Origin of the sequence: Cereibacter johrii (assembly GCF_001720585.1) — a bacterium.
Classification (GTDB): Bacteria; Pseudomonadota; Alphaproteobacteria; order Rhodobacterales; family Rhodobacteraceae; genus Cereibacter_A; species Cereibacter_A johrii.
The window spans coordinates 1-22189 of the sequence record NZ_MABH01000248.1 but is presented as its reverse complement, the minus strand read 5'-3'; the positions used below and the strand labels follow the sequence as shown (position 1 = coordinate 22189).

At 66.0% G+C, this 22189-nt stretch carries 16 protein-coding genes, 1 tRNA gene and 1 pseudogene; 1 reads left to right on the top strand and 17 read right to left on the bottom strand.

Annotated elements, in window-relative coordinates; translation table 11 throughout:
- Nucleotides 1-54: 54 nt before the first annotated feature.
- The 17 genes from fusA to A9O63_RS20705 form a co-directional block, all read right to left on the bottom strand.
- Entirely contained in the window at nt 55-2172 is a 2118-nt protein-coding gene (fusA, locus tag A9O63_RS20785) for an elongation factor G (RefSeq protein ID WP_069333584.1), read from the bottom strand.
- A gap of 24 nt (nt 2173-2196) precedes the next feature.
- Entirely contained in the window at nt 2197-2667 is a 471-nt protein-coding gene (gene rpsG / locus A9O63_RS20780; RefSeq protein WP_002722484.1) for a 30S ribosomal protein S7, read from the bottom strand.
- Between the two features lie 12 nt (nt 2668-2679).
- Nucleotides 2680-3051: a 30S ribosomal protein S12 gene (rpsL, locus tag A9O63_RS20775; protein ID WP_002722481.1), complete on the bottom strand. Its 372-nt coding sequence runs from the start codon at nt 3049-3051 to the stop codon at nt 2680-2682.
- A 212-nt stretch (nt 3052-3263) separates the two neighbouring features.
- Entirely contained in the window at nt 3264-4190 is a 927-nt protein-coding gene (locus tag A9O63_RS20770) for a DMT family transporter (RefSeq protein WP_069333583.1), read from the bottom strand.
- A gap of 191 nt (nt 4191-4381) precedes the next feature.
- Nucleotides 4382-8629 carry a DNA-directed RNA polymerase subunit beta' gene (gene rpoC / locus A9O63_RS20765; RefSeq protein WP_069333582.1) on the bottom strand — a complete coding sequence of 1416 codons (4248 nt, stop codon included), beginning with the start codon at nt 8627-8629 and terminating at the stop codon, nt 4382-4384.
- Between the two features lie 81 nt (nt 8630-8710).
- Complete coding sequence (gene rpoB, locus A9O63_RS20760) at nt 8711-12844, bottom strand: DNA-directed RNA polymerase subunit beta (RefSeq protein WP_069333581.1); 4134 nt, start codon at nt 12842-12844, stop codon at nt 8711-8713.
- Between the two features lie 244 nt (nt 12845-13088).
- Complete coding sequence (gene rplL, locus A9O63_RS20755; protein WP_002722477.1) at nt 13089-13466, bottom strand: 50S ribosomal protein L7/L12; 378 nt, start codon at nt 13464-13466, stop codon at nt 13089-13091.
- A gap of 69 nt (nt 13467-13535) precedes the next feature.
- Complete coding sequence (rplJ, locus tag A9O63_RS20750; RefSeq protein WP_069333580.1) at nt 13536-14051, bottom strand: 50S ribosomal protein L10; 516 nt, start codon at nt 14049-14051, stop codon at nt 13536-13538.
- A gap of 238 nt (nt 14052-14289) precedes the next feature.
- Nucleotides 14290-14988, bottom strand: a complete 699-nt coding sequence (gene rplA / locus A9O63_RS20745) for a 50S ribosomal protein L1 (RefSeq protein WP_002722474.1) — start codon at nt 14986-14988, stop codon at nt 14290-14292.
- Nucleotides 14989-14991: 3 nt separating this feature from the next.
- Nucleotides 14992-15444, bottom strand: coding sequence for a 50S ribosomal protein L11 (gene rplK, locus A9O63_RS20740; RefSeq protein WP_069333579.1), 453 nt, complete (start codon nt 15442-15444; stop codon nt 14992-14994).
- 93 nt (nt 15445-15537) lie between these two features.
- On the bottom strand, nt 15538-16071 hold the full coding sequence (gene nusG / locus A9O63_RS20735) for a transcription termination/antitermination protein NusG (protein WP_002722468.1): 534 nt from the start codon (nt 16069-16071) through the stop codon (nt 15538-15540).
- Nucleotides 16072-16233: 162 nt separating this feature from the next.
- Entirely contained in the window at nt 16234-16428 is a 195-nt protein-coding gene (secE, locus tag A9O63_RS20730) for a preprotein translocase subunit SecE (RefSeq protein WP_002722466.1), read from the bottom strand.
- A gap of 92 nt (nt 16429-16520) precedes the next feature.
- Nucleotides 16521-16596 (bottom strand) — tRNA-Trp (locus tag A9O63_RS20725).
- Nucleotides 16597-16670: 74 nt separating this feature from the next.
- Nucleotides 16671-17315 carry a CatB-related O-acetyltransferase gene (locus A9O63_RS20720; protein ID WP_069333578.1) on the bottom strand — a complete coding sequence of 215 codons (645 nt, stop codon included), beginning with the start codon at nt 17313-17315 and terminating at the stop codon, nt 16671-16673.
- A gap of 166 nt (nt 17316-17481) precedes the next feature.
- Nucleotides 17482-18657 carry an elongation factor Tu gene (gene tuf, locus A9O63_RS20715; RefSeq protein ID WP_069333577.1) on the bottom strand — a complete coding sequence of 392 codons (1176 nt, stop codon included), beginning with the start codon at nt 18655-18657 and terminating at the stop codon, nt 17482-17484.
- A 100-nt stretch (nt 18658-18757) separates the two neighbouring features.
- Entirely contained in the window at nt 18758-19333 is a 576-nt protein-coding gene (locus tag A9O63_RS20710; protein WP_069333576.1) for a hypothetical protein, read from the bottom strand.
- 143 nt (nt 19334-19476) lie between these two features.
- Entirely contained in the window at nt 19477-21780 is a 2304-nt protein-coding gene (locus tag A9O63_RS20705; protein ID WP_069333575.1) for a DNA topoisomerase IV subunit A, read from the bottom strand.
- A 133-nt stretch (nt 21781-21913) separates the two neighbouring features.
- Between A9O63_RS20705 and A9O63_RS20700 the strand changes: the two are divergent.
- A pseudogene (locus tag A9O63_RS20700) lies at nt 21914-22189 on the top strand (SH3 domain-containing protein); the annotation flags it as partial.

Below are 22189 nucleotides of genomic sequence, written 5' to 3'. Positions count from 1 at the left end.
GCGGGTGGGGTGCACCCTACGGGGTTGGTAGGGTGGGCTGACCGCCCACCGCGCTTAGGCGTATTTCTTCTGGATCTCGTCCGAGATGTTCTGCGGCACCGCGTCATAGTGATCGAAGTGCATCGTGAACACGGCCCGGCCCGAGGACATCGAGCGCAGCGTGTTGATGTAGCCGAACATGTTGGCGAGCGGCACGAAGGCGTTGATCACGTTCGCGTTGCCGCGCGTGTCCTGCCCCTGCACCATCCCGCGCCGCGAGGTCAGGTCGCCGATGATGCCGCCGGTATATTCCTCCGGGGTCACCACTTCGACCTTCATGATCGGCTCGAGCAGCTTCGCACCGGCCTTCTTGAGGCCTTCGCGCATGGCGGCCCGCGACGCGATCTCGAACGCCAGCACCGACGAGTCGACGTCGTGGAACGCCCCGTCGATCAGCGCCACGCGGAAGTCGATCACCGGGAAGCCCGCCAGCGGACCGGAGTCCATGACCGACTTGATGCCCTTCTCGACGCCGGGGATATATTCCTTCGGCACCGCACCGCCCACGATCTTCGACTCGAACGAGTAGCCCTCGCCCGGCTCGGTCGGGGTGATGACGAGCTTCACGCGCGCGAACTGGCCGGTACCGCCGGTCTGTTTCTTGTGCGTGTAGTCGATCTCGGCTTCGCGCGAGATGGTCTCGCGGTAGGCCACCTGCGGCGCACCGATGTTCGCCTCGACCTTGAACTCGCGCTTCATCCGGTCGACGAGGATGTCGAGGTGAAGTTCGCCCATGCCCTTCATGATCGTCTGCCCCGACTCGAAGTCGGTCTCGACGCGGAAGGACGGGTCCTCGGCGGCCAGACGCGCGAGCGCCAGACCCATCTTCTCCTGGTCGGCCTTGGTCTTCGGCTCGACGGCGATCTCGATCACCGGCTCGGGGAAGGTCATGGTTTCCAGGACGACCTGATTGTTCGGGTCGCAGAGCGTGTCGCCGGTGGTGGTCTCTTTCAGACCGGCCAGCGCGATGATGTCGCCCGCAAAGGCTTCGTCGATCTCTTCCCGGTTGATGGCGTGCATCATCATCATCCGGCCCACGCGCTCGCGCTTGCCCTTCGTCGAGTTGACCATCTGGTCACCCTTCTTGAGCACGCCCGAGTAGAGACGGGTGAAGGTGAGCGAGCCCACGAAGGGGTCGTTCATGATCTTGAAGGCCAGAGCGGCGAAGGGCTGCGAATCGTCGGCCGAGCGCGCGATGTTCCGCGTCTCGGTCTCGTCGCCCGGGGCGAAGCCCATGTAGGCCGGCACGTCGAGCGGCGAGGGCAGGTAGTCGATCACCGAGTTCAGAACCGGCTGCACGCCCTTGTTCTTGAACGCGGAGCCCGCGGTCACCGGAACGAAGGCCATGGCGAGGCAGCCCTTGCGGATCAGCTTCCGCAGGGTCGGCACGTCAGGCTCGTTGCCTTCGAGGTAGGCTTCCATCGCCTCGTCGTCCTGCTCGACGGCGAGTTCGATGAGCTTGCCGCGCCATTCTTCGGCCTCGGCCTTGAGCTCGTCGCGGACGTCCTTGATGATCCAGGAGGCGCCCAGGTCTTCGCCCTGGTAGACCCATTCCTGCATCGTCACGAGGTCGATGATGCCTTCCAGCTTGTCCTCGGCACCGATCGGCAGGGCGATCGGAGCGGGGGTGGCGCCGGTGCGGTCCTTGATCATCTTCACGCAGTTGAAGAAGTCCGCGCCGATCTTGTCCATCTTGTTGACGAACACGATGCGCGGAACCTTGTAGCGGTCAGCCTGACGCCACACGGTCTCGGTCTGCGGCTCGACGCCGGCGTTGGCGTCGAGAAGGCACACGGCCCCGTCGAGCACCGCCAGCGAACGCTCCACTTCGATGGTGAAGTCGACGTGGCCGGGGGTGTCGATGATGTTGAAGCGGTGCTTCGGGGTCTGAGGGGTCTTGCCGTCCTCGGTGCGCTCCCAGAAAGTCGTGGTCGCGGCCGAGGTGATGGTGATCCCCCGCTCCTGCTCCTGCTCCATCCAGTCCATCGTCGCGGCGCCGTCATGCACCTCGCCGATCTTGTGGGATTTCCCGGTGTAATACAGAATCCGCTCGGTCGTCGTCGTTTTACCGGCGTCGATGTGAGCCATGATCCCGAAGTTCCGGTACAGCTCGAGGGGGTAGTCGCGTGCCATTGGGATGGTCCTCAGGCTGAAGGGTTACCAGCGGTAATGGCTGAACGCCTTGTTCGCGTCGGCCATCTTGTGGGTGTCTTCGCGCTTCTTCACGGCCGTCCCGCGGTTGTTGCAGGCATCGGCGAGCTCGGCGGCGAGACGCTCTTCCATGGTGTTCTCGTTGCGCTTGCGCGCCGCGGTGATGAGCCAGCGGATCGCCAGCGCCTCACGGCGCTCGGTGCGGACTTCGACCGGCACCTGGTAGGTCGCACCGCCGACGCGGCGCGAGCGCACCTCGACCGAAGGCTTCACGTTGTCGAGCGCTTCGTGGAAGGCTTCGAGCGGTTCGCGCTTCAGGCGGGTCTGCACGCGGTCGAGCGCGTTGTAGACGATGGATTCCGCGACCGACTTCTTGCCGTCGATCATCAGGTTGTTCATGAACTTGGTCAGAACCGTATCGCCGAACTTGGCGTCGGGCAGGATTTCGCGCTTCTCGGCTGCGTGACGACGGGACATCCCCGGAACTCCTTATTTCGGACGCTTCGCGCCGTATTTCGAACGGCGTTGACGACGATCTTTGACACCCTGGGTATCGAGGACACCGCGCAGGATGTGGTAACGCACGCCGGGAAGGTCCTTCACGCGGCCGCCACGGATGAGCACGACGGAGTGCTCTTGCAGGTTGTGCTTTTCGCCGGGGATGTAGGAGATCACCTCGAAGCCGTTGGTCAGGCGGACCTTGGCGACCTTACGCATAGCGGAGTTCGGCTTCTTCGGCGTCGTGGTGTAGACGCGCGTGCAGACGCCACGCTTCTGCGGGCAGGACTCCAGGTGCTGGGACTTGGAGCGGACTCGTTTCGGCTCCCGCGGCTTGCGGATGAGCTGTTGGATCGTTGGCATTCACGTTCCCCGTGTTGCAACCCGTTTCATTCACGCCTGCCCGGATCCGATCGGGGGGCGCCGTTCGTGGTGCCTGTTCACACAAACACCAAAACCGCGGACGTCCCTTTGGCGGGGACGACGCGGTGGAATTCCAGAGGATCGGGGCACATGGCCCGGATCATGACCACTACAGTTAACTGAAGCTGGCTGCAGGCCGCAAAGCCCGCAGGTCAGGTAGGCGGCGTATAGGGGGAGTCGGGGGGGATGTCAACAGATGCTTCCCGCGGCAGCCGGCGCAGCCGCGCCTCGCGCCAGATCGTGAAGATCCCGGTGGCCGTGATCACTGCGAAACCCAGAAGGGCCGGCCCGTCGGGCAGGTCTCCGAAGAGGAGCCAGCCGAGGGCGATGGCCCAGAGTAGGGCGGTATAGCGGAAGGGCGAGACGGCCGCGATATCCCCTCCCCGCATGGCGAGGACGATGGAGAGATAGCCCACCATCAGCGCCACCGCCGCGCCGCCGAGAAAGAGCGCCTCGCCCCCCGTCACCGGCCCGAACCCGGAAGGCAGGCTGCCCGCCAGCCCCAGCAACGTGACGGCGCCCGAGGTCCAGAGCGCGATGGTCGCGGCCGGAAGATCCGAGCCGATGCGCCGGGTGGCGAGGTCGCGCGCCACGACACAGCCGACCGCCGCCAGCCCCACGAGCGACCAGAGGCTGAAACCCTCGGCGCCGGGCCGCACGATGAGCAGGACGCCGCAGAAGCCGATCAGGATTGCCGAAAGCCGCCGCCAGCCCAGCGGCTCCTTCAGCACGAGGGCGGCAGCCAGCGTCACGGCCAGCGGCACCGACTGGAGGATCGCCACGAGGTTGGCGAGCGGCAGGACCATCAGTGCCGAGAGATAGGCGATGGTCGAGAGCACATCGGCCCCCGCCCGCAGCGCGAGCAGCCCGCCGTCCCTGCGCGGGATGCGAAAGCGCAGGCCGCCCACCGCCCAGCCGTAGATAAACAGGAGCGGCAGCGAGACGAGCCCCCGGAGCGCGATGGCCTGAAAGAGCGGCATGGTCTGCGTCACGGCCTTCATCAGGGCATCGTTCACCGTGAAGGCGGCCATGGCCACGGTCATGGCGAGGGCGCCGCGCAGATTGTCCGAGAGTCGCACGAAATCCTCCGTCCCGCCTCCCGACCCTAGACCGCGACCGAAGCCGGAGGGAAGCGGGACGCGATCTTTCGGCCGGAGGGGCAGCGGGCCGTGGCGGGCGGGCATCACCGGGCCCGACCGGGAGCGCCGCCAAAAGGCAAGGCCCGCGCACCGGAGTGCGCGGGCCCAAGGTCAGGCGAAAGAGGCTGCGATCACTCCTCGCGGTTCTCCACCGTTTCCACCAGCCCCGAGTCCTCGGAGCCCAGATCGATCACCTCGTCCGTGGGCGCCGCCAGCGCCGCGGCGGATTCGGCCTCGGCCCGGCGGGTGTCGATCACCTTCTGGTCGCGGTCGTGCGCGATCTTCTTGACGCGCGAGGTGGCCCCGCCCGTCCCGGCCGGGATCAGCCGGCCGACGATCACGTTCTCCTTCAGGCCCACGAGCTTGTCGCGCTTGCCCTGCACCGAGGCTTCGGTCAGCACGCGCGTCGTCTCCTGGAACGAGGCCGCCGAGATGAAGCTGCGGGTCTGCAGCGACGCCTTGGTGATCCCGAGCAGGATCGGTTCGGCATGAGCCGGCCGCATCCCGTGATCCATGGCCTTCTGGTTGACCTCGTCAAGCTCGGCCTTGTCCACATGCTCGCCCTTGAGCAGCGTGGTCTCGCCCGAGTCGAGGATCTCGTATTTCTGCAGCATCTGCCGCACGATCACCTCGATATGCTTGTCGTTGATCTTCACGCCCTGCAGTCGGTAGACCTCCTGCACCTCGTCGATCATGTAGTTGGCCAGCGCCTCGACGCCCAGGATCCGCAGGATGTCGTGCGGAGCCGGGTTACCGTCCATGATGTAGTCACCCTTCTGCACGAAGTCGCCTTCCTGCACCGGGATGTGCTTGCCTTTCGGCACCATGTATTCGACCGAGTTCAGCGTCTCGTCCACCGGCTCGATCGTGATGCGGCGCTTGTTCTTGTAGTCCTTGCCGAAGCGCACATAGCCGTCGTTCTCGGCGATGATCGCGTGATCCTTCGGACGACGGGCCTCGAACAGTTCCGCCACGCGGGGAAGACCCCCGGTGATGTCCTTGGTCCGGGCACCCTCGCGCGGGATCCGCGCCACCACGTCGCCGGCCCGGACGGTCTGGCCGTCCTCGACCGACAGGATCGCCTCCACCGACATCGGATACGAGATCGGGTTGCCCGCCTCGTTCCGCATCGGATCGCCCGTCTCCGGATTCATGATGATGATTTCCGGTTTCAGGTCGCCGCCCTTCGGCGTCGAGCGCCAGTCGGACACGATCTTCTGGGTCATGCCGGTGGCTTCGTCGGTATCCTCGCGCACCGAGATGCCCGAGACGAGATCCACGAACCGCGCCACACCGGCCTTCTCGGCGATGATCGGCAGGGTATAGGGGTCCCATTCGAACAGCCGCGTGGCCCGCTTGACCGTCTGGCCGTCCTTGACATGGACCTTGGCGCCGTAGGTCAGCTTGTGCGTCGCCCGCTCCTGCCCCGCCTCGTCGATGATCGCGAGCTGCATGTTGCGGCCCATGACGATCTGCTCGCCGTTGGCGTTCTCCAGCAGGTTCGGGTTGCGGAACTCGATCCGGCCCTCCTGCGACGCCTCGAGGAACGACTGCTGGCCGCCCTGCGCGATGCCGCCGATGTGGAAGGTCCGCATCGTGAGCTGCGTGCCCGGTTCGCCGATCGACTGGGCGGCGATGATGCCCACCGCTTCGCCGATGTTGACGAGCGTGCCGCGGGCAAGGTCGCGCCCGTAGCACATGGCGCAGACGCCCTCTTCCGCCTCACAGGTGAGCGGGCTGCGGATGCGCACCGAAGCCACGTTCGCCTGATCGATCAGATCCGCCCGACGCTCGTCGATCAGCTCGCCGCGCGCCACGATCACCTCGTCCGAGCCCGGCACGAGAATATCCTCGGCCGCGACACGGCCCAGCACCCGCTCGGCCAGCGGGCTCACGACTTCGCCCTCGTTCACCGCGGCCGAGGCCGTGATCGCATTCTCGGTGCCGCAATCGTGCGTGCGCACGATGCAGTCCTGCGCCACGTCCACCAGACGCCGGGTCAGGTAGCCCGAGTTCGCCGTCTTCAGAGCGGTGTCGGCCAGACCCTTCCGGGCGCCGTGGGTCGAGTTGAAGTACTCGAGCACGGTCAGGCCTTCCTTGAAGTTCGAGATGATCGGCGTCTCGATGATCTCGCCGTTCGGCTTGGCCATCAGGCCGCGCATCCCGCCCAGCTGCTTCATCTGAGCCGGCGAACCCCGCGCCCCGGAGTGGGACATCATGTAGACCGAGTTCGGCTCCTTCTCGGCGCCGGCATCGTCATACCGCACCGCCGAGATCTCGGCCATCATCTCGCCCGCAACCTTGTCCGAGCATTTCGACCAGGCGTCGACGACCTTGTTGTACTTTTCGCCCTGAGTGATCAGGCCGTCCATGTACTGCTGCTCGAACTCCTTCACCTGATCGCGAACCTCGTTCACGATCGGCCATTTGGTGTCCGGGATCAGCATGTCGTCCTTGCCGAACGAAATGCCGGCCTTGAAGGCTTCGCGGAAGCCCATGCCCATGATCTGGTCGCAGAAGATCACCGACTCCTTCTGGCCGCAGTAGCGGTAGACGGTGTCGATGACGTTCTGCACGTCCTTCTTCCGCAGAAGACGGTTCACGAGCTCGAACGGAGCCTTGGCGTTCAGCGGCAGGAGGTTGCCCAGCCGCAGACGGCCCGGCGTGGTCTGGTAGCGCTTGACGACCTCGTTGCCTTCCTCGTCGATCTGCTTGATCCGGGCGGTGATGGTCGCGTGCAGATGCACCTCGCCGGCGGCAAGGGCATGTTCGACCTCTTCGACGGACGAGAAGGCCATGCCCTCGCCCTTCATGCCGCGGCGCTCCATCGTGGTGTAATAGAGCCCGAGCACCATGTCCTGCGACGGCACGATGATCGGCGCGCCGTTGGCGGGCGACAGCACGTTGTTCGTCGACATCATCAGCACGCGCGCCTCAAGCTGGGCTTCCAGCGAGAGGGGAACGTGAACGGCCATCTGGTCGCCGTCGAAGTCGGCGTTGAAGGCCGAGCAGACCAGCGGGTGAAGCTGGATCGCCTTGCCTTCGATCAGGATCGGCTCGAACGCCTGGATGCCCAGACGGTGCAGCGTCGGCGCGCGGTTCAGAAGAACCGGGTGCTCACGGATGACTTCATCCAGGATGTCCCAGACCTCGGGGCGTTCCTTCTCGACCAGCTTCTTCGCCTGCTTCACGGTCGAGGACAGGCCCTTGGCCTCCAGCCGCGAGTAGATGAAGGGCTTGAAGAGCTCGAGCGCCATCTTCTTCGGCAGGCCGCACTGGTGCAGCTTCAGCTCCGGGCCGGTCACGATGACCGAACGGCCCGAGAAGTCCACGCGCTTGCCGAGCAGGTTCTGACGGAACCGGCCCTGCTTGCCCTTGAGCATGTCCGACAGCGACTTCAGCGGGCGCTTGTTGGTGCCCGTGATGACGCGGCCGCGGCGGCCGTTGTCGAACAGCGCATCGACGGCTTCCTGCAGCATCCGCTTTTCGTTGCGGACGATGATGTCCGGCGCGCGCAGCTCGATCAGCCGCTTGAGGCGGTTGTTCCGGTTGATGACGCGGCGGTAGAGGTCGTTGAGGTCCGACGTGGCGAACCGGCCGCCGTCCAGCGGCACCAGCGGGCGCAGTTCCGGCGGGATCACCGGCAGCACGGTCAGGATCATCCACTCCGGCCGGTTGCCCGACTCGAGGAAGCTCTCGACGATCTTCAGCCGCTTGATGATCTTCTTCGGCTTCAGCTCGCCCGTGGCCTCCTTCAGCTCCTCGCGGAGCGTCTCGGCGGTCTGTTCGAGATCGATGGCCGACAGCATCTCGCGGATCGCTTCCGCGCCGATGTTGGCGGTGAAGGCGTCGGCGCCATACTGGTCCTGCGCATCGAGGAACTCTTCCTCGGTCATCAGCTGACCGTAGGTGAGGTCCGTCAGGCCCGGCTCGATGACGACATAGTTCTCGAAGTAGAGGATGCGTTCCAGATCCCGCAGCGTCATGTCGAGCATGAGGCCGATCCGGCTCGGCAGCGACTTCAGGAACCAGATGTGCGCGACCGGGGCGGCGAGCTCGATATGGCCCATCCGCTCGCGACGCACCTTCTGGAGCGTGACTTCAACGCCGCATTTCTCGCAGACGACGCCGCGATACTTCATGCGCTTGTATTTGCCGCAGAGGCACTCGTAGTCCTTGATCGGCCCGAAGATCCGCGCGCAGAACAGGCCGTCGCGCTCGGGCTTGAAGGTCCGGTAGTTGATGGTCTCGGGCTTCTTGATCTCGCCGTAGGACCACGAGAGGATCCGTTCCGGCGAGGCGAGCGAGATCTTGATCTCGTCGAAGGTCTTGACCGGCGCAACCGGGTTGAACGGATTGGTCGAGAGTTCCTGGTTCATGTCCTGATCCCAAAGATGAGGTTGCGGTCGAGGGTCCTCGCGACGGTCCCCGGGGCCTGAGCCCCGGGCCGTCCGCGCGGCTTATTCCTCGTCCGCATCCAGGAGTTCCATGTTGAGGCCGAGGCCCCGCACTTCCTTGACGAGCACGTTGAACGACTCCGGGACGCCGGCCTCGAAGTTGTCTTCGCCCTTGACGATGGACTCGTACATCTTCGTGCGGCCCGCCACGTCGTCCGACTTCACCGTCAGCATCTCCTGCAGGGTGTAGGCGGCGCCGTAGGCTTCCAGAGCCCAGACCTCCATCTCCCCGAGACGCTGGCCACCGAACTGCGCCTTGCCGCCCAGCGGTTGCTGGGTGACGAGCGAGTAGGGCCCCGTCGAACGCGCGTGCAGCTTGTCGTCCACCAGGTGGTGCAGCTTCAGCATGTACTTGACGCCCACGGTGACGGGACGCGCGAACTGCTCGCCCGTGCGGCCGTCGAAGACGATGGACTGCCCGCTCTGGTCGAAGCCCGCCCGGCGCAGCGCGTCGTTGACGTCGGGCTCCTTCGCCCCGTCGAAGACCGGCGTCGCGATCGGCACGCCCTTGGTGACGCGGCCGGCCATTTCGACCAGATCCTCGTCCTCGCGGTCGCCGAAGGCGCCTTCATAGGTCTCGTCGCCATAGGCGAGACGCATGGCCTCCTTCACCGGCGTGAGGTCGCCCGAGCGGCGGTAGTCCTGCAGCGCCTCGTCGATCTTGATGCCCAGACCGCGCGCGGCCCAGCCCATGTGGGTCTCGAGGATCTGGCCCACGTTCATCCGCGACGGCACGCCGAGCGGGTTCAGAACGAGGTCCACCGGGGTCCCGTCGCCGAGGAACGGCATGTCCTCGATCGGCACGACCTTGGAGATGACGCCCTTGTTGCCGTGACGGCCGGCCATCTTGTCGCCCGGCTGCAGCTTGCGCTTCACCGCCACGAAGACCTTGACCATCTTCATCACGCCCGGAGGCAGGTCGTCGCCGCGGCGGACCTTCTCGACCTTGTCCTCGAAGCGGTGATCGAGCGCGCGCTTCTGCGCCTCGAACTGCTCGTGGAGGGCCTCGACTTCCTTCGCGTCGGCTTCCTCACCCAGCGCCAGCTGCCACCACTGGCCACGCGACAGCGTGGACAGCAGGTCCTCGTTGATCTCCGAGCCCGCCCGGATGCCCTTCGGCCCCTTCACGGCGGTCTTGCCCATGATCAGCGTGCGCAGACGCGAGTAGATGTTGCGCTCGAGGATCGCGAGCTCGTCGTCCCGGTCACGGGCCAGACGCTCGACTTCCTCGCGCTCGATCTGCAGCGCCCGCTCGTCCTTGTCGACGCCGTGGCGGTTGAAGACCCGCACTTCCACGATCGTGCCATAGGCCCCCGGCGGCAGGCGCAGCGAGGTGTCGCGCACGTCCGAGGCCTTCTCGCCGAAGATGGCGCGGAGGAGCTTTTCCTCGGGCGTCATCGGGCTTTCGCCCTTGGGAGTGATCTTGCCCACGAGGATGTCGCCCGGCTGCACTTCGGCGCCGATATAGACGATGCCGGCCTCGTCGAGGTTGCGCAGGGCTTCCTCGCCGACGTTCGGGATGTCGCGGGTGATCTCTTCCGGCCCGAGCTTCGTGTCCCGCGCCGCGACCTCGTATTCCTCGATGTGGATCGAGGTATAGACGTCGTCGCGGAGGATCCGCTCGGAGATCAGGATCGAGTCCTCGTAGTTGTAGCCGTTCCACGGCATGAAGGCCACGATCACGTTCCGGCCGAGGGCCAGCTCGCCCATGTCGGTGCAGGGGCCGTCGGCCACCACCTCGCCACGGTGAACCACGTCACCCACCTTCACCAGCGGGCGCTGGTTGATGCAGGATGACTGGTTCGAGCGCTTGAACTTGCGCAGACGGTAGATGTCGACGCCCGGCTCGCCCGGCTCCAGCATCTCGGTGGCGCGCACGACGATACGCGTCGCGTCCACCTGGTCGATCACGCCCGCGCGGCGCGCCATGATGGCGGCGCCAGAGTCACGCGCCACCACGGCCTCGATCCCCGTGCCCACGAAGGGCGCGTCGGATTGCAGGAGCGGCACCGCCTGACGCTGCATGTTCGAGCCCATCAGCGCGCGGTTCGCGTCGTCGTTCTCGAGGAACGGGATCAGCGAGGCCGCGACCGACACGAGCTGCTTCGGCGACACGTCGATCAGGTCGATGGCATCCGGCGGGTTCAGCATGAACTCGCCCGCCTTGCGCGACGAGATGAGGTCCGAGACGAACCGGCCCTCTTCGTCGAGCTGCGCGTTGGCCTGCGCCACCGTGTGCCGCATCTCTTCGGTGGCCGACATGTAGACCACATCGTCGGTCACGGCGCCCTCGACCACCTTCCGGTAGGGGGTCTCGATGAAGCCGTACTTGTTCACACGGGCGAAGGTCGCGAGCGAGTTGATGAGGCCGATGTTCTGGCCTTCCGGCGTTTCGATCGGGCACATCCGGCCGTAGTGGGTCGGGTGAACGTCGCGCACCTCGAAGCCCGCGCGCTCACGGGTCAGACCGCCCGGCCCGAGGGCCGAGAGACGCCGCTTGTGGGTGACTTCCGACAGCGGGTTGGTCTGGTCCATGAACTGCGAGAGCTGCGACGAGCCGAAGAACTCGCGCACCGCGGCCGCCGCGGGCTTCGCGTTGATGAGATCCTGCGGCATGATCGTGTCGATCTCGACCGAGGACATGCGTTCCTTGATCGCGCGCTCCATGCGGAGCAGGCCCACGCGATACTGGTTCTCCATGAGCTCGCCCACCGAGCGCACCCGGCGGTTGCCGAGGTGGTCGATGTCGTCGATCTCGCCCTTGCCGTCGCGCAGCTCGGTCAGCGCCTTGATGCAGGCGATGATATCGTCGCGGTCGAGCGTGCGCTGGGTGTCGGGCTTGCCGAGGTCCAGACGCATGTTCATCTTCACGCGGCCGACGGCCGACAGGTCGTAGCGCTCGCTGTCGAAGAACAGCGTGTCGAACAGCGAGGCGGCGGCCTCGACGGTCGGCGGCTCGCCCGGACGCATGACGCGGTAGATGTCCATGAGCGCGGTGTCGCGGCCCATGTTCTTGTCCGCAGCCATCGTGTTGCGGATGTAGGGGCCGACGTTGACGTTGTCGATGTCGAGCACCGGGATGTCGGTGATGCCCTGATCGAGCAGGAGCTTGAGCGTGCCGCCCTTCACCTCGCCGTCGCGGTCGTACTCCATCGTGAGTTCGTCACCGGCTTCGACCCAGATCTCGCCGGTTTCCTCGTTGATGATGTCCTGCGCGACATAGCGGCCGACGATATGGTCGAACGGCACCAGAAGCTCGGTGATCTGGGCGTCGTCGATCCACTTCTTGACCATCCGCGGCGTGGCCTTCTCGCCCGCCTTCAGGATGACCTCGCCGGTGGCCGCATCCACGAGATCGTAGGTGGGACGGGTGCCGCGCACGCGCTCGGGGAAGAACCGGGTGACCCAGCCGCGGTTCTTCTGATGCTTGAAGTTCACGGTTTCGTAATAGGCATCCATGATGCCTTCCTGATCCATGCCGAGGGCATAGAGCAGCGTCGTCACCGGCAGCTTCCGGCGACGGTCGATGCGCGCGAAGACGATGTCCTTCGCGTCGAATTCGAAGTCCAGCCACGAGCCGCGGTAGGGGATGATGCGGCAGGCGAACAGGAGTTTGCCCGAGGAGTGGGTCTTGCCCTTGTCGTGGTCGAAGAACACGCCGGGGCTGCGGTGCATCTGGCTGACGATCACGCGCTCGGTGCCGTTCACGATGAACGTGCCGTTGGCGGTCATCAGGGGCATGTCGCCCATGTAGACGTCCTGCTCCTTGATGTCCTTGACCGAGCGGGCGCCCGTGGTCTCGTCGACATCGAACACGATCAGGCGCAGCGTCACCTTCAGCGGCGCGGCGTAGGTCATGTCGCGCTGCTGGCACTCGTCCACGTCGTACTTCGGCTTCTCGAGCTCGTATTTCACGAACTCGAGCACGGCGGTCTCGTTGAAGTCCTTGATCGGGAAGACCGACTGGAAGACGCCCTGGATGCCTTCGCCATCGGCCGCCTTCGGGCCGTCGCCCGACTTCAGGAACAGATCGTAGGAGGATTTCTGAACCTCGATCAGGTTCGGCATCTCCAGCACTTCGCGGATCTTGCCGTAGTACCTGCGGATACGTTTCTGGCCAACGTAGCTCTGAGCCATGCTCGAAGTCACCTTTCGTTTTCGCGGGCGCAGGGACCGTCGGGCCACGGTCCTGCGCCGCTTGCGAAGAAGGGGGTGAGGTCCCATTCACGCCCCCCGTCCCACCGGAGGGCTCCCGAACCTCGAACCGCGCCTTGGGAGGGGCTTCCTGCGAAGCCTCTGCCGAGACAGGTTCGGCTGGGCCCGACTATCCGCCGGACCCAGCCCGATTTCAACCGATGGATGCGAAGCGCACCCGACCGAATTACTTCAGCTCGACTTTCGCGCCAGCTTCTTCGAGCTTCTTCTTCATCGCTTCGGCGTCGGCCTTGGCAACGGCTTCCTTCACCTTGCCGCCGGCTTCCACGAGGTCTTTCGCCTCTTTCAGGCCCAGACCGGTGATCGCGCGCACTTCCTTGATCACGTTGATCTTGTTGGCGCCGGCGTCGGTCAGGACGACGTCGAATTCGGTCTTCTCTTCCTCGGCCGGAGCAGCAGCGCCAGCAGCCGGGCCGGCCATCATCACGGCGCCGCCAGCGGCGGGCTCGATGCCGTATTTGTCCTTGAGGATCGTCTTCAGCTCTTGGGCTTCGAGCAGGGTCAGACCGACGATGTCTTCGGCGAGTTTGTTCAGATCAGCCATTTTCTGTTCCGTTCAGTTAGATGGGGTCCAACATGGTGGGTGACAACCCACGCAGGTCGACGAGATTGCTCAAGCGGCTTCCCGCTCCTCCAGGGTGGAGAGGATGCCGGCGATGTTCGAAGCAGGTGCGCCAATGGCACCGGCGATGTTCGACGCGGGCGCACCGATGCACGACACGATCTGAGCGATGAGCTCTTCGCGCGACGGCATGGCGGCGACGGTCTTCACACCGGCCGGGTCCAGGATCGTGTCGCCCATTGCCCCGCCGAGGATCACGAACTTGTCGTTCTTCTTGGCATAGGCTTCCGCAACCTTCGCCGCAGCGACGGGGTCCTCGGAATAGGCCATCACGGTCATGCCCGTCAGCAGGTCGCCCATCTTTTCAGAGGGCTTCCCGGCGAGGGCGATCTTGGCGAGCCTGTTCTTGGCAACGCGTACGGACCCACCGACTTCGCGCATCTGCGCGCGCAGGTCCTGCATCTGAGCAACCGTGATGCCTGCGTAGTGTGCAACCACAACCACGCCAGAGCTTTCGAAGATCTGGCCGAGTTCCTCGACCACTTTCTCTTTCTGGGCTCTATCCACAGTTTCACTCCAAGTTTGGGGGTTGCCCCCCGGCTCACTTCTGCCCCGCAAGCGGGGCGTTCGGGTCCGCGATGTGGTCCCGAGCCAAGATCCGGCGGTTTCCCGCGAAAATCCGTCTCGTTCCCCATCTCAGGCAGGATATTAAGAGGTTGCCCCCACCCGCCGTCTCGGACAGGACAGGGCGTTTCCGCCCCGTCATCCCCTGCCCGAGGGCAGGGGAACTCTCAAAGCCCCCGCCTCAGTGGCTGGTGGCGGAGGTCAGGTCGACCGAGACGCCCGGACCCATGGTCGAGGAGAGCGACACCTTCTTGAGGTAGGTGCCTTTCGCCCCGGCAGGCTTCGCGCGGTTCACGGCATCGACGAAGGCGCGGACGTTCTGCGCGAGCTTGTCCGCCTCGAACGACATCTTGCCGACGCCGGCGTGGATCACGCCCGCCTTCTCGACCTTGAACTGCACCTCACCGCCCTTGGCGGCCTCGACGGCGGATTTCACATCCATCGTCACGGTGCCGACCTTCGGGTTCGGCATCAGGTTCCGCGGCCCGAGGATCTTGCCCAGACGGCCGACGAGCGGCATCATGTCCGGGGTCGCGATGCAGCGGTCGAACTCGATCTTGCCCGACTGGATCGTCTCCATCAGGTCTTCGGCACCGACGATGTCGGCACCGGCCGCTTTCGCCTCGTCCGCCTTGGCGCCGCGGGCGAAGACCGCCACGCGCACCGTCTTGCCCGTGCCGTTCGGCAGGGTGACGACGCCACGCACCATCTGGTCGGCGTGACGCGGGTCGACGCCCAGGTTCATCGCCACTTCGAGGGTCTCGTCGAATTTCGCCGAGGCGGCCTGCTTGATCAGCGCCACCGCATCCTCGACCGAGATCAGGTCCTTGCCGACGAAGGCTTCACGCGCCGAGCGCGTCCGTTTTCCAACCTTGGCCATGACTTACCCCTTGACCTCGATGCCGCAGGACTTGGCCGAGCCGAGGATGATCTGCATCGCCGCCTCGACGTCGTTGGCGTTCAGATCCTTCATCTTGGCTTCGGCGATCTTGCGGATCTGCGCCACGGTCACCGAACCCGCCACTTCGCGGCCCGGCTTGGCCGAGCCCTTCGGGCGGTTCCGCTTGCCCACCGGAGCAAGGCCCGCGGCCTTCTTCAGCATGAAGGACGCCGGCGGCGTCTTTAGCTCGAGGCTGAAGGACTTGTCCTGGTAGTAGGTGATGATGACGGGCGTGGGGGTGCCCGGCTCGAGGTCGGCGGACTTCGCGTTGAATTCCTTCACGAAGGCCATGATGTTCAGGCCGCGCTGACCCAGCGCCGGACCGACCGGCGGAGACGGGTTGGCTTGACCCGCCTTCACTTGCAGCTTGAGGCTGCCGATAATCTTCTTGGCCATATGGCCTCTCCTCTGTCACTGCCCCCTTTGGGACGAGTTTAGTGGTCCGGTCCGTCACGCCCTGCGGGCGCGCTCGCCTCCCACGCGATGCACTCAGGCGCCCTTGGCCACCTGGGTGAATTCCAGCTCGACCGGGGTCGCCCGGCCGAAGATCGAGACGGTCACCTTGAGGCGCGAATGCTCCTCATCCACATCCTCGACCATGCCCGAGAAGCCCTCGAACGGACCGTCGGTCACCTTCACCGTCTCACCGATATCGTAGCGGATCAGGCTGCGCGGCTGCGCCTCGCCTTCCTCGACGCGGTTCAGAATCGTGTTCACTTCCGAGTCGCGCATCGGCATCGGCTTGCCCTGCGGCCCGAGGAACCCCGTCACCCGGTTGATCGAGGAGATCAGGTGATAGCCGCGGTTCGACATTTCCATATGGACGAGCACATAGCCCGGCATGAAGCGGCGCTCGGACGTGACCTTCTTGCCGCGCCGGACCTCGATCACCTCTTCGGTGGGGACCAGCACCTCGTCGATCTCTTCCTCGAGACCGGCGTCCGCCACGGCGGTCCGGATCTGCTCGGCGACCTTCTTCTCGAAGTTCGAGAGAACGCTCACCGAATACCAACGCTTCGCCATGCCTCAGCCTTACCTCTTCGCGCGGGGCAATCCCCGCTCCTCCGGCGAACCAGCGTCCGCCCCCAGAACAAAAAACAGCGCGCAACCCGAATCGCTGCGCGCCGGCCTCTTCCCAGTGACCGCCCGATTACAGGCAGCACCCCCGGCGTTCAAGCGGAAATGTCAGAAGGTGTTGAGCAGCAGGCTCAGCCCCTGCCGGATCGCGAAGTCGACGAGCGAGAAGAAGGTCGCGGTCAGCGCCGCCATGACGAAGACCATGATCGTGGTCAGCAGCACCTCGCGCCGGCCGGGCCAGGCGACCTTGCCGACTTCGCTGCGCACCTGCGAGATGAACGTGAAGGGATTCGCCTTGGCCATCGTCTGTCCTCAAGAAGCGTCGCGCGGCAGATACGCCCTGGGACGCCAAAGTTCAAGGCTCTCGCCGGAAGAGCGCGGGATCGGGAAGGGCCTGGCAGGGGCAGGGGGACTCGAACCCACGACCCTCGGTTTTGGAGACCGATGCTCTACCAACTGAGCTATACCCCTAGGCCAGCCGCGAGATACGGCAGCCGGCGCCCGACCGCAAGTGCAAAGTTGCGCGTGGGGCGCCGGCTGCGGCGTCAGCGCGCGGCCGCCTCGAGATCGCCCGCCACCAGCGCGGCCAGCCGCTCGGCCAGGCGCTCCTGCGGCCAGTCCCACCAGGCGAGCGCAAGGAGCCGTGCAACCACCTCGGGCGGAAAGCGCATCCGCAGGATGCGCGCGGGATTGCCGGCCACCACCGCATAGTCGGGCACGTCACGGGCGACCACGGCCCCCGCCCCCACGATGACCCCGTGGCCCAGCCGCACGCCGGGCAGGATCAGCGCCCCATGCCCGATCCAGACGTCATGTCCGATCACCGTGTCGGGCAGATCCGTCAGCGCCTCCTTGAACAGCGCGAGGCTGCCCGGATCGAAGATCGCGAACGGATAGGTGGTGAGCCCGCCCGCCGGATGATCGGCGGAGGCGGTGATGAAGCGCACCCCATGGGCGATCTGGCCATAGCGGCCGATCTCCAGCCGCTCGGGCGCGCCGGGATAGAGGTAAGGCACCAGCCGCGCCGCCCAGTCCTCGGGCGGGTCGAAGTCGTTGGCATAGGTGAAATCGCCGATGCGGATGTTCGGATGGTCGATGACGCGGTTCAGATGCACCATCGAGGGATTCGCGCGCCCGTCGGCAAAGCGCATCGGATGCCGCAGGCCGGCGTTCAGCAAAGGGGAGGGCATGGGATCTCCTCTGGCGTTACGGATGAACGGTCAGATGCGGATCGTCACCATGCGGGCCTCCCTCGCGGGCGCCGGATGCGGCGCGGGCCCACCCTGACACGGACGGCGCCAAAGGAAAAGGCGCGCGGGATGTCCCGCGCGCCCTGCCCCGGCCGATCCGTGAGGATCAGGCGATGATTTTCGAGACGACGCCGGCGCCGACGGTGCGGCCGCCTTCACGGATGGCGAAGCGGAGCTTCTCTTCCATGGCGATCGGCGCGATCAGCTCGACGTTGAACTTCAGGTTGTCGCCCGGCATCACCATCTCGGTGCCTTCCGGCAGCTGGACGGTCCCGGTCACGTCGGTGGTCCGGAAGTAGAACTGCGGACGGTAGTTGGCGAAGAACGGGGTGTGGCGGCCGCCTTCCTCTTTCGTGAGGATGTAGGCCTCGGCCTCGAACTTCGTGTGCGGCTTCACCGAGCCCGGCTTGCAGAGAACCTGCCCGCGCTCGATGCCGTCGCGGTCCACGCCGCGGAGCAGCAGGCCCACGTTGTCGCCCGCTTCGCCCTGGTCGAGCAGCTTGCGGAACATCTCGACGCCGGTGCAGACCGTCTTCTTCGACGGGCGGATGCCGACGATCTCGAGTTCCTCGCCCACCTTCACCACGCCGCGCTCGATCCGGCCCGTGGCCACGGTGCCGCGGCCCGAGATCGAGAACACGTCCTCGACCGGCATCAGGAACGGCTGGTCCACGGCACGCGCCGGGGTCGGGATGTACTCGTCGACGGCGGCGATCAGCGCGCGGATCGAATCCTCGCCGATTTCCTTGTCGGTGCCGTTCATCGCCGCCAGAGCCGAGCCCTTGATGATCGGGATGTCGTCGCCGGGGTAGTCGTAGGAGGACAGAAGCTCACGGATCTCCATCTCGACCAGCTCGATGAGTTCCGGATCGTCCACCTGGTCGACCTTGTTCATGTAGACGACCATGTAGGGGATGCCCACCTGACGGCCGAGCAGGATGTGCTCGCGCGTCTGCGGCATCGGGCCATCGGCCGCGTTCACCACGAGGATCGCGCCGTCCATCTGCGCGGCGCCCGTGATCATGTTCTTCACATAGTCGGCGTGGCCGGGGCAGTCGACGTGCGCATAGTGACGCGTTTCCGACTCGTATTCCACGTGCGCGGTCGAGATCGTGATCCCGCGGGCCCGCTCTTCCGGCGCGCCGTCGATCTGGTCGTACGCGCGGAACTCGCCGAAATACTTCGTGATCGCGGCCGTCAGAGTCGTCTTGCCGTGGTCAACGTGGCCGATCGTGCCGATGTTGACGTGCGGTTTGTTACGTTCAAACTTTGCCTTTGCCATTGGCGGAGCGCCTCGCGGATTGGGGGGCGGCCCATGGGACACCGGACAGCCCGTTCTACACGGCGGCGGAGTTATCCATTGGCAGGAAGAAAATCAAGTATCACTTGTCTTTCCCCGGCGCGGGCGCGGGTTCCGGCGGCAGCGGCGGCAGGCCGAACCACTCGGGATGGGCGACAAGCCAGCCCTCGATCCGCTTGGCCGCATTGTAGGCCAGCGCCTCCATCTGCTCGTCCTTGCTCATCGTATAGCCGCTGCCCACGATGGACCCGCCGGTCAGGCTTTCGAAGACGGTCATCTTCTCGCCCTTCTCGTTGAGCTTGGCGCCCGCCGCATCGTCCCAGATGTTGGCCGTGATCGCGATCACCGACTTCGGCGCTGCGACGACCGGAATGCCGGGCGGAGCCAGCGCATAGCCGTCGATGCTGACGCCCAGATTGTAGAGCTTCGTCCCCTCGTAGCGCCCGAAACGGTCGTCGATCGCCTTCTTCATGACCTTTTCCCACGCCTCGACCGAGGCCTCGCGCGAGATCGGCACCTTCTGCGCATGATCCGCCACGACGATGTTCAGGCCGAGCGCGAAATCGCCCAGATCGACGGGCGGTTCCTTCAGGTCGTTGCGCTGGCAGGCGGTCACGAGCAGGACCGCGAGGCAGAGGGCTGCGAGGCGCAGGATCATGGGCTTCTCCGAAAGAGGTTGCCCCCGCATAACTTGCCCCGTGGCGCCGCGCAACCGCGCCCGGCCGCCCGGCCCTTTCACTCTGCCCAAATATCCCGCGGGGGTCCGGGGGCGCGAAGCCCCCGGCTCCGGCCGCCCGCGCGTCAGGTGAAGCGGTTGTCCCGCGGAAAGCCCCGGGGCGCCATCTTTCCGGCGCCGGCCCGCGCGGCGGTCCATTCGGCAAGCTCGGTCTCGGTCCGGGTGCGGCCGGCCGGGTCCTTCCAGCTCAGCCCCCTGGCACGCTCGAAGGTGATCGCGTCCGACAGTCCGCCGTCCTTGTATTTCTGCAGCCGGACGCCCTTGCCCTTGGCCATCTCCGGCAGTTCGCTCACCGGGAAGACGAGAAGCTTGCGGTTCTCGCCCACCACCGCCACATGATCGCCGCGCACCGGACGGCAGACGGCGGTCCGCACCCCCTCCTTCATCGAGAGCACCGCCTTGCCCGCGCGGGTCTGGGCCAGAACCTCCTCGGAGGGCACCACGAAACCGTCGCCCGCCGACGAGGCGAGCAGCAGCTTCTCGGCCGGCCGCCAGACGAAGATGTCGTGGATTTCGGCCTCGTTCGGCAGGTCCACCATCAGCCGCACCGGTTCGCCCATGCCGCGCCCGCCGGGCAGGCTCGCGCCCGTCAGCGTGTAGAAGCGCCCGTTCGAGCCCACGAGCAGAAGCCGGTCGGTCGTCTCGGCATGGAACAGGAAGCGCGGCCCGTCGCCGTCCTTGAACTTCGCCTCGGTGTCGAGCGGCTGGTGGCCCTTCATGGCGCGGATCCAGCCCATCTGCGAGCAGATCACCGTGATCGGCTCGCGCTCGATCATGGCTTCCAGCGGCACTTCCTCCACCTCGCCCGCCTCGGCGAACTGGGTGCGCCGCGCGCCTGCCACCGTCCATTTGCCGAAGAGCTTGCGGATCTCGCCCAGATCATGCCCGATCCGGTCCCACTGCAGCCGCTCCGAGCCGATCAGCGCCTCGAGATCGGCCCGCTCGGCCAGAAGCGCATCGCGCTCGGCCAGAAGCTCCATCTCCTCGAGCCGCCGCAACGAGCGCAGGCGCATGTTGAGGATCGCCTCGGCCTGCACCTCGCTCAGCTCGCCCGGCCCGGGCCCCGGCCCCACATAGTCCTTCTCGGAATTCGCCCGCTTGAACTTGCGCCCCCAGCTCTCGGCCATCAGCGCGCGCTTGGGATCCGCGTCGTAGCGGATGATGTCGATCACCCGGTCGAGGTTCAGGAAAGCCACGATCAGGCCGCCCAGCACCTCGAGCCGGTGGTCGATCTTCTCCATCCGGTGCTGCGAGCGCCGGATCAGCACCTCGCGGCGATGGTCGAGGAAGGCGCGCAGCACCTCCTTGAGCGAGCAGACCCGGGGCGTCCGCCCGTCGATCAGCACGTTCATGTTCAGCGAGAAGCGGATCTCGAGGTCCGAGTTGCGGAAGAGCATCCCCATCAGCATCTCGGGATCGACGGTCCGCGCCCGCGGCTCGAGCACGATGCGCACATCGTCGGCGCTCTCGTCGCGCACGTCGGCCAGCGCCGGGACCTTCTTGGTCTGGATCAGCTCCGCCAGCCGCTCGATCAGCTTCGACTTCTGCACCTGATAGGGGATCTCGGTCACGACGATCTGCCAGGTGCCGCGGCCCAGATCCTCGGTCTGCCATTTCGCCCGGAGCCGGAACGCGCCGCGCCCCGTCCGGTAGGCTTCGAGGATCTGCTCCTTCGGCTCGACGATCACGCCGCCCGTGGGAAAGTCGGGCCCCGGGATCAGGCTCACCAGCGTGTCGTCGGCGATGGCGGGATCGCGGATCAGCGCGAGGCAGCCCTCGATCAGCTCGTCGAGATTGTGCGGCGGGATGTTGGTGGCCATGCCCACCGCGATCCCCGAGGCGCCATTGGCCAGAAGGTTCGGGAAGGCCGCGGGCATCACCACCGGCTCTTCCAGCGTGCCGTCGTAGTTCGGGCGGAAATCGACCGCGTTCTCGGCCAGCCCCTCCATCAGCAGCTCGGCGATGGGCGTCAGGCGCGCCTCGGTGTAGCGCGAGGCGGCCGGGTTGTCGCCGTCGATGTTGCCGAAGTTGCCCTGCCCGTCCACCAGCGGATAGCGGACGTTGAAATCCTGCGCGAGGCGCGCCATCGCATCGTAGATCGCCGCATCCCCGTGCGGGTGGTAGTTCCCCATCACGTCGCCCGCAATCTTGGCCGACTTGCGGAAGCCGCCGGTGGGCGAGAGCCGCAATTCGCGCATCGCGAACAGGATGCGGCGGTGCACGGGCTTCAGCCCGTCGCGCGCGTCCGGCAGCGCGCGGTGCATGATGGTCGAAAGCGCATAGGTCAGGTAGCGCTCGCCGATGGCACGGCGGAGCGGCTCCGAGGTCGTGAGGGGCTCTTCGGTCGGATCTTCGGGCGTGTCGGTCATGGCGCGTGTCTAGTCCCGGCCGCCGCTCCGGTCCAGACGGAAAGGAATCCGGGAACCTGCCGCCGGGGAACGCGGTTCACAGGGCAAGGGAGGCACGGCCCCTGCCTCCCGATTGATCCCGGAGATTTTTCCCATGCTGCGCCTGACGTTGCTTCTTTGCTGCACCCTTTTTGCCGTCATGCTGATCGGCGGCCGCGATATCGGCCAGATGCGGCCGGGACTGGCCGCCGCCGCGAAGCTCGAACCCCATCCGCGCCCGGTGGTGACGCCGGTCGAGACGGCCTCGCTCAAGGCGGCCCGCACCCTCACCGTGGCCGCCGAGGCCCAGCCGGTGACGATGCCCGCCCCCGCACCCGCTCCGGTGGCGCTGCCCGAGACGCGCTACCGCGGCGACCGGGTGCAGGTGCTG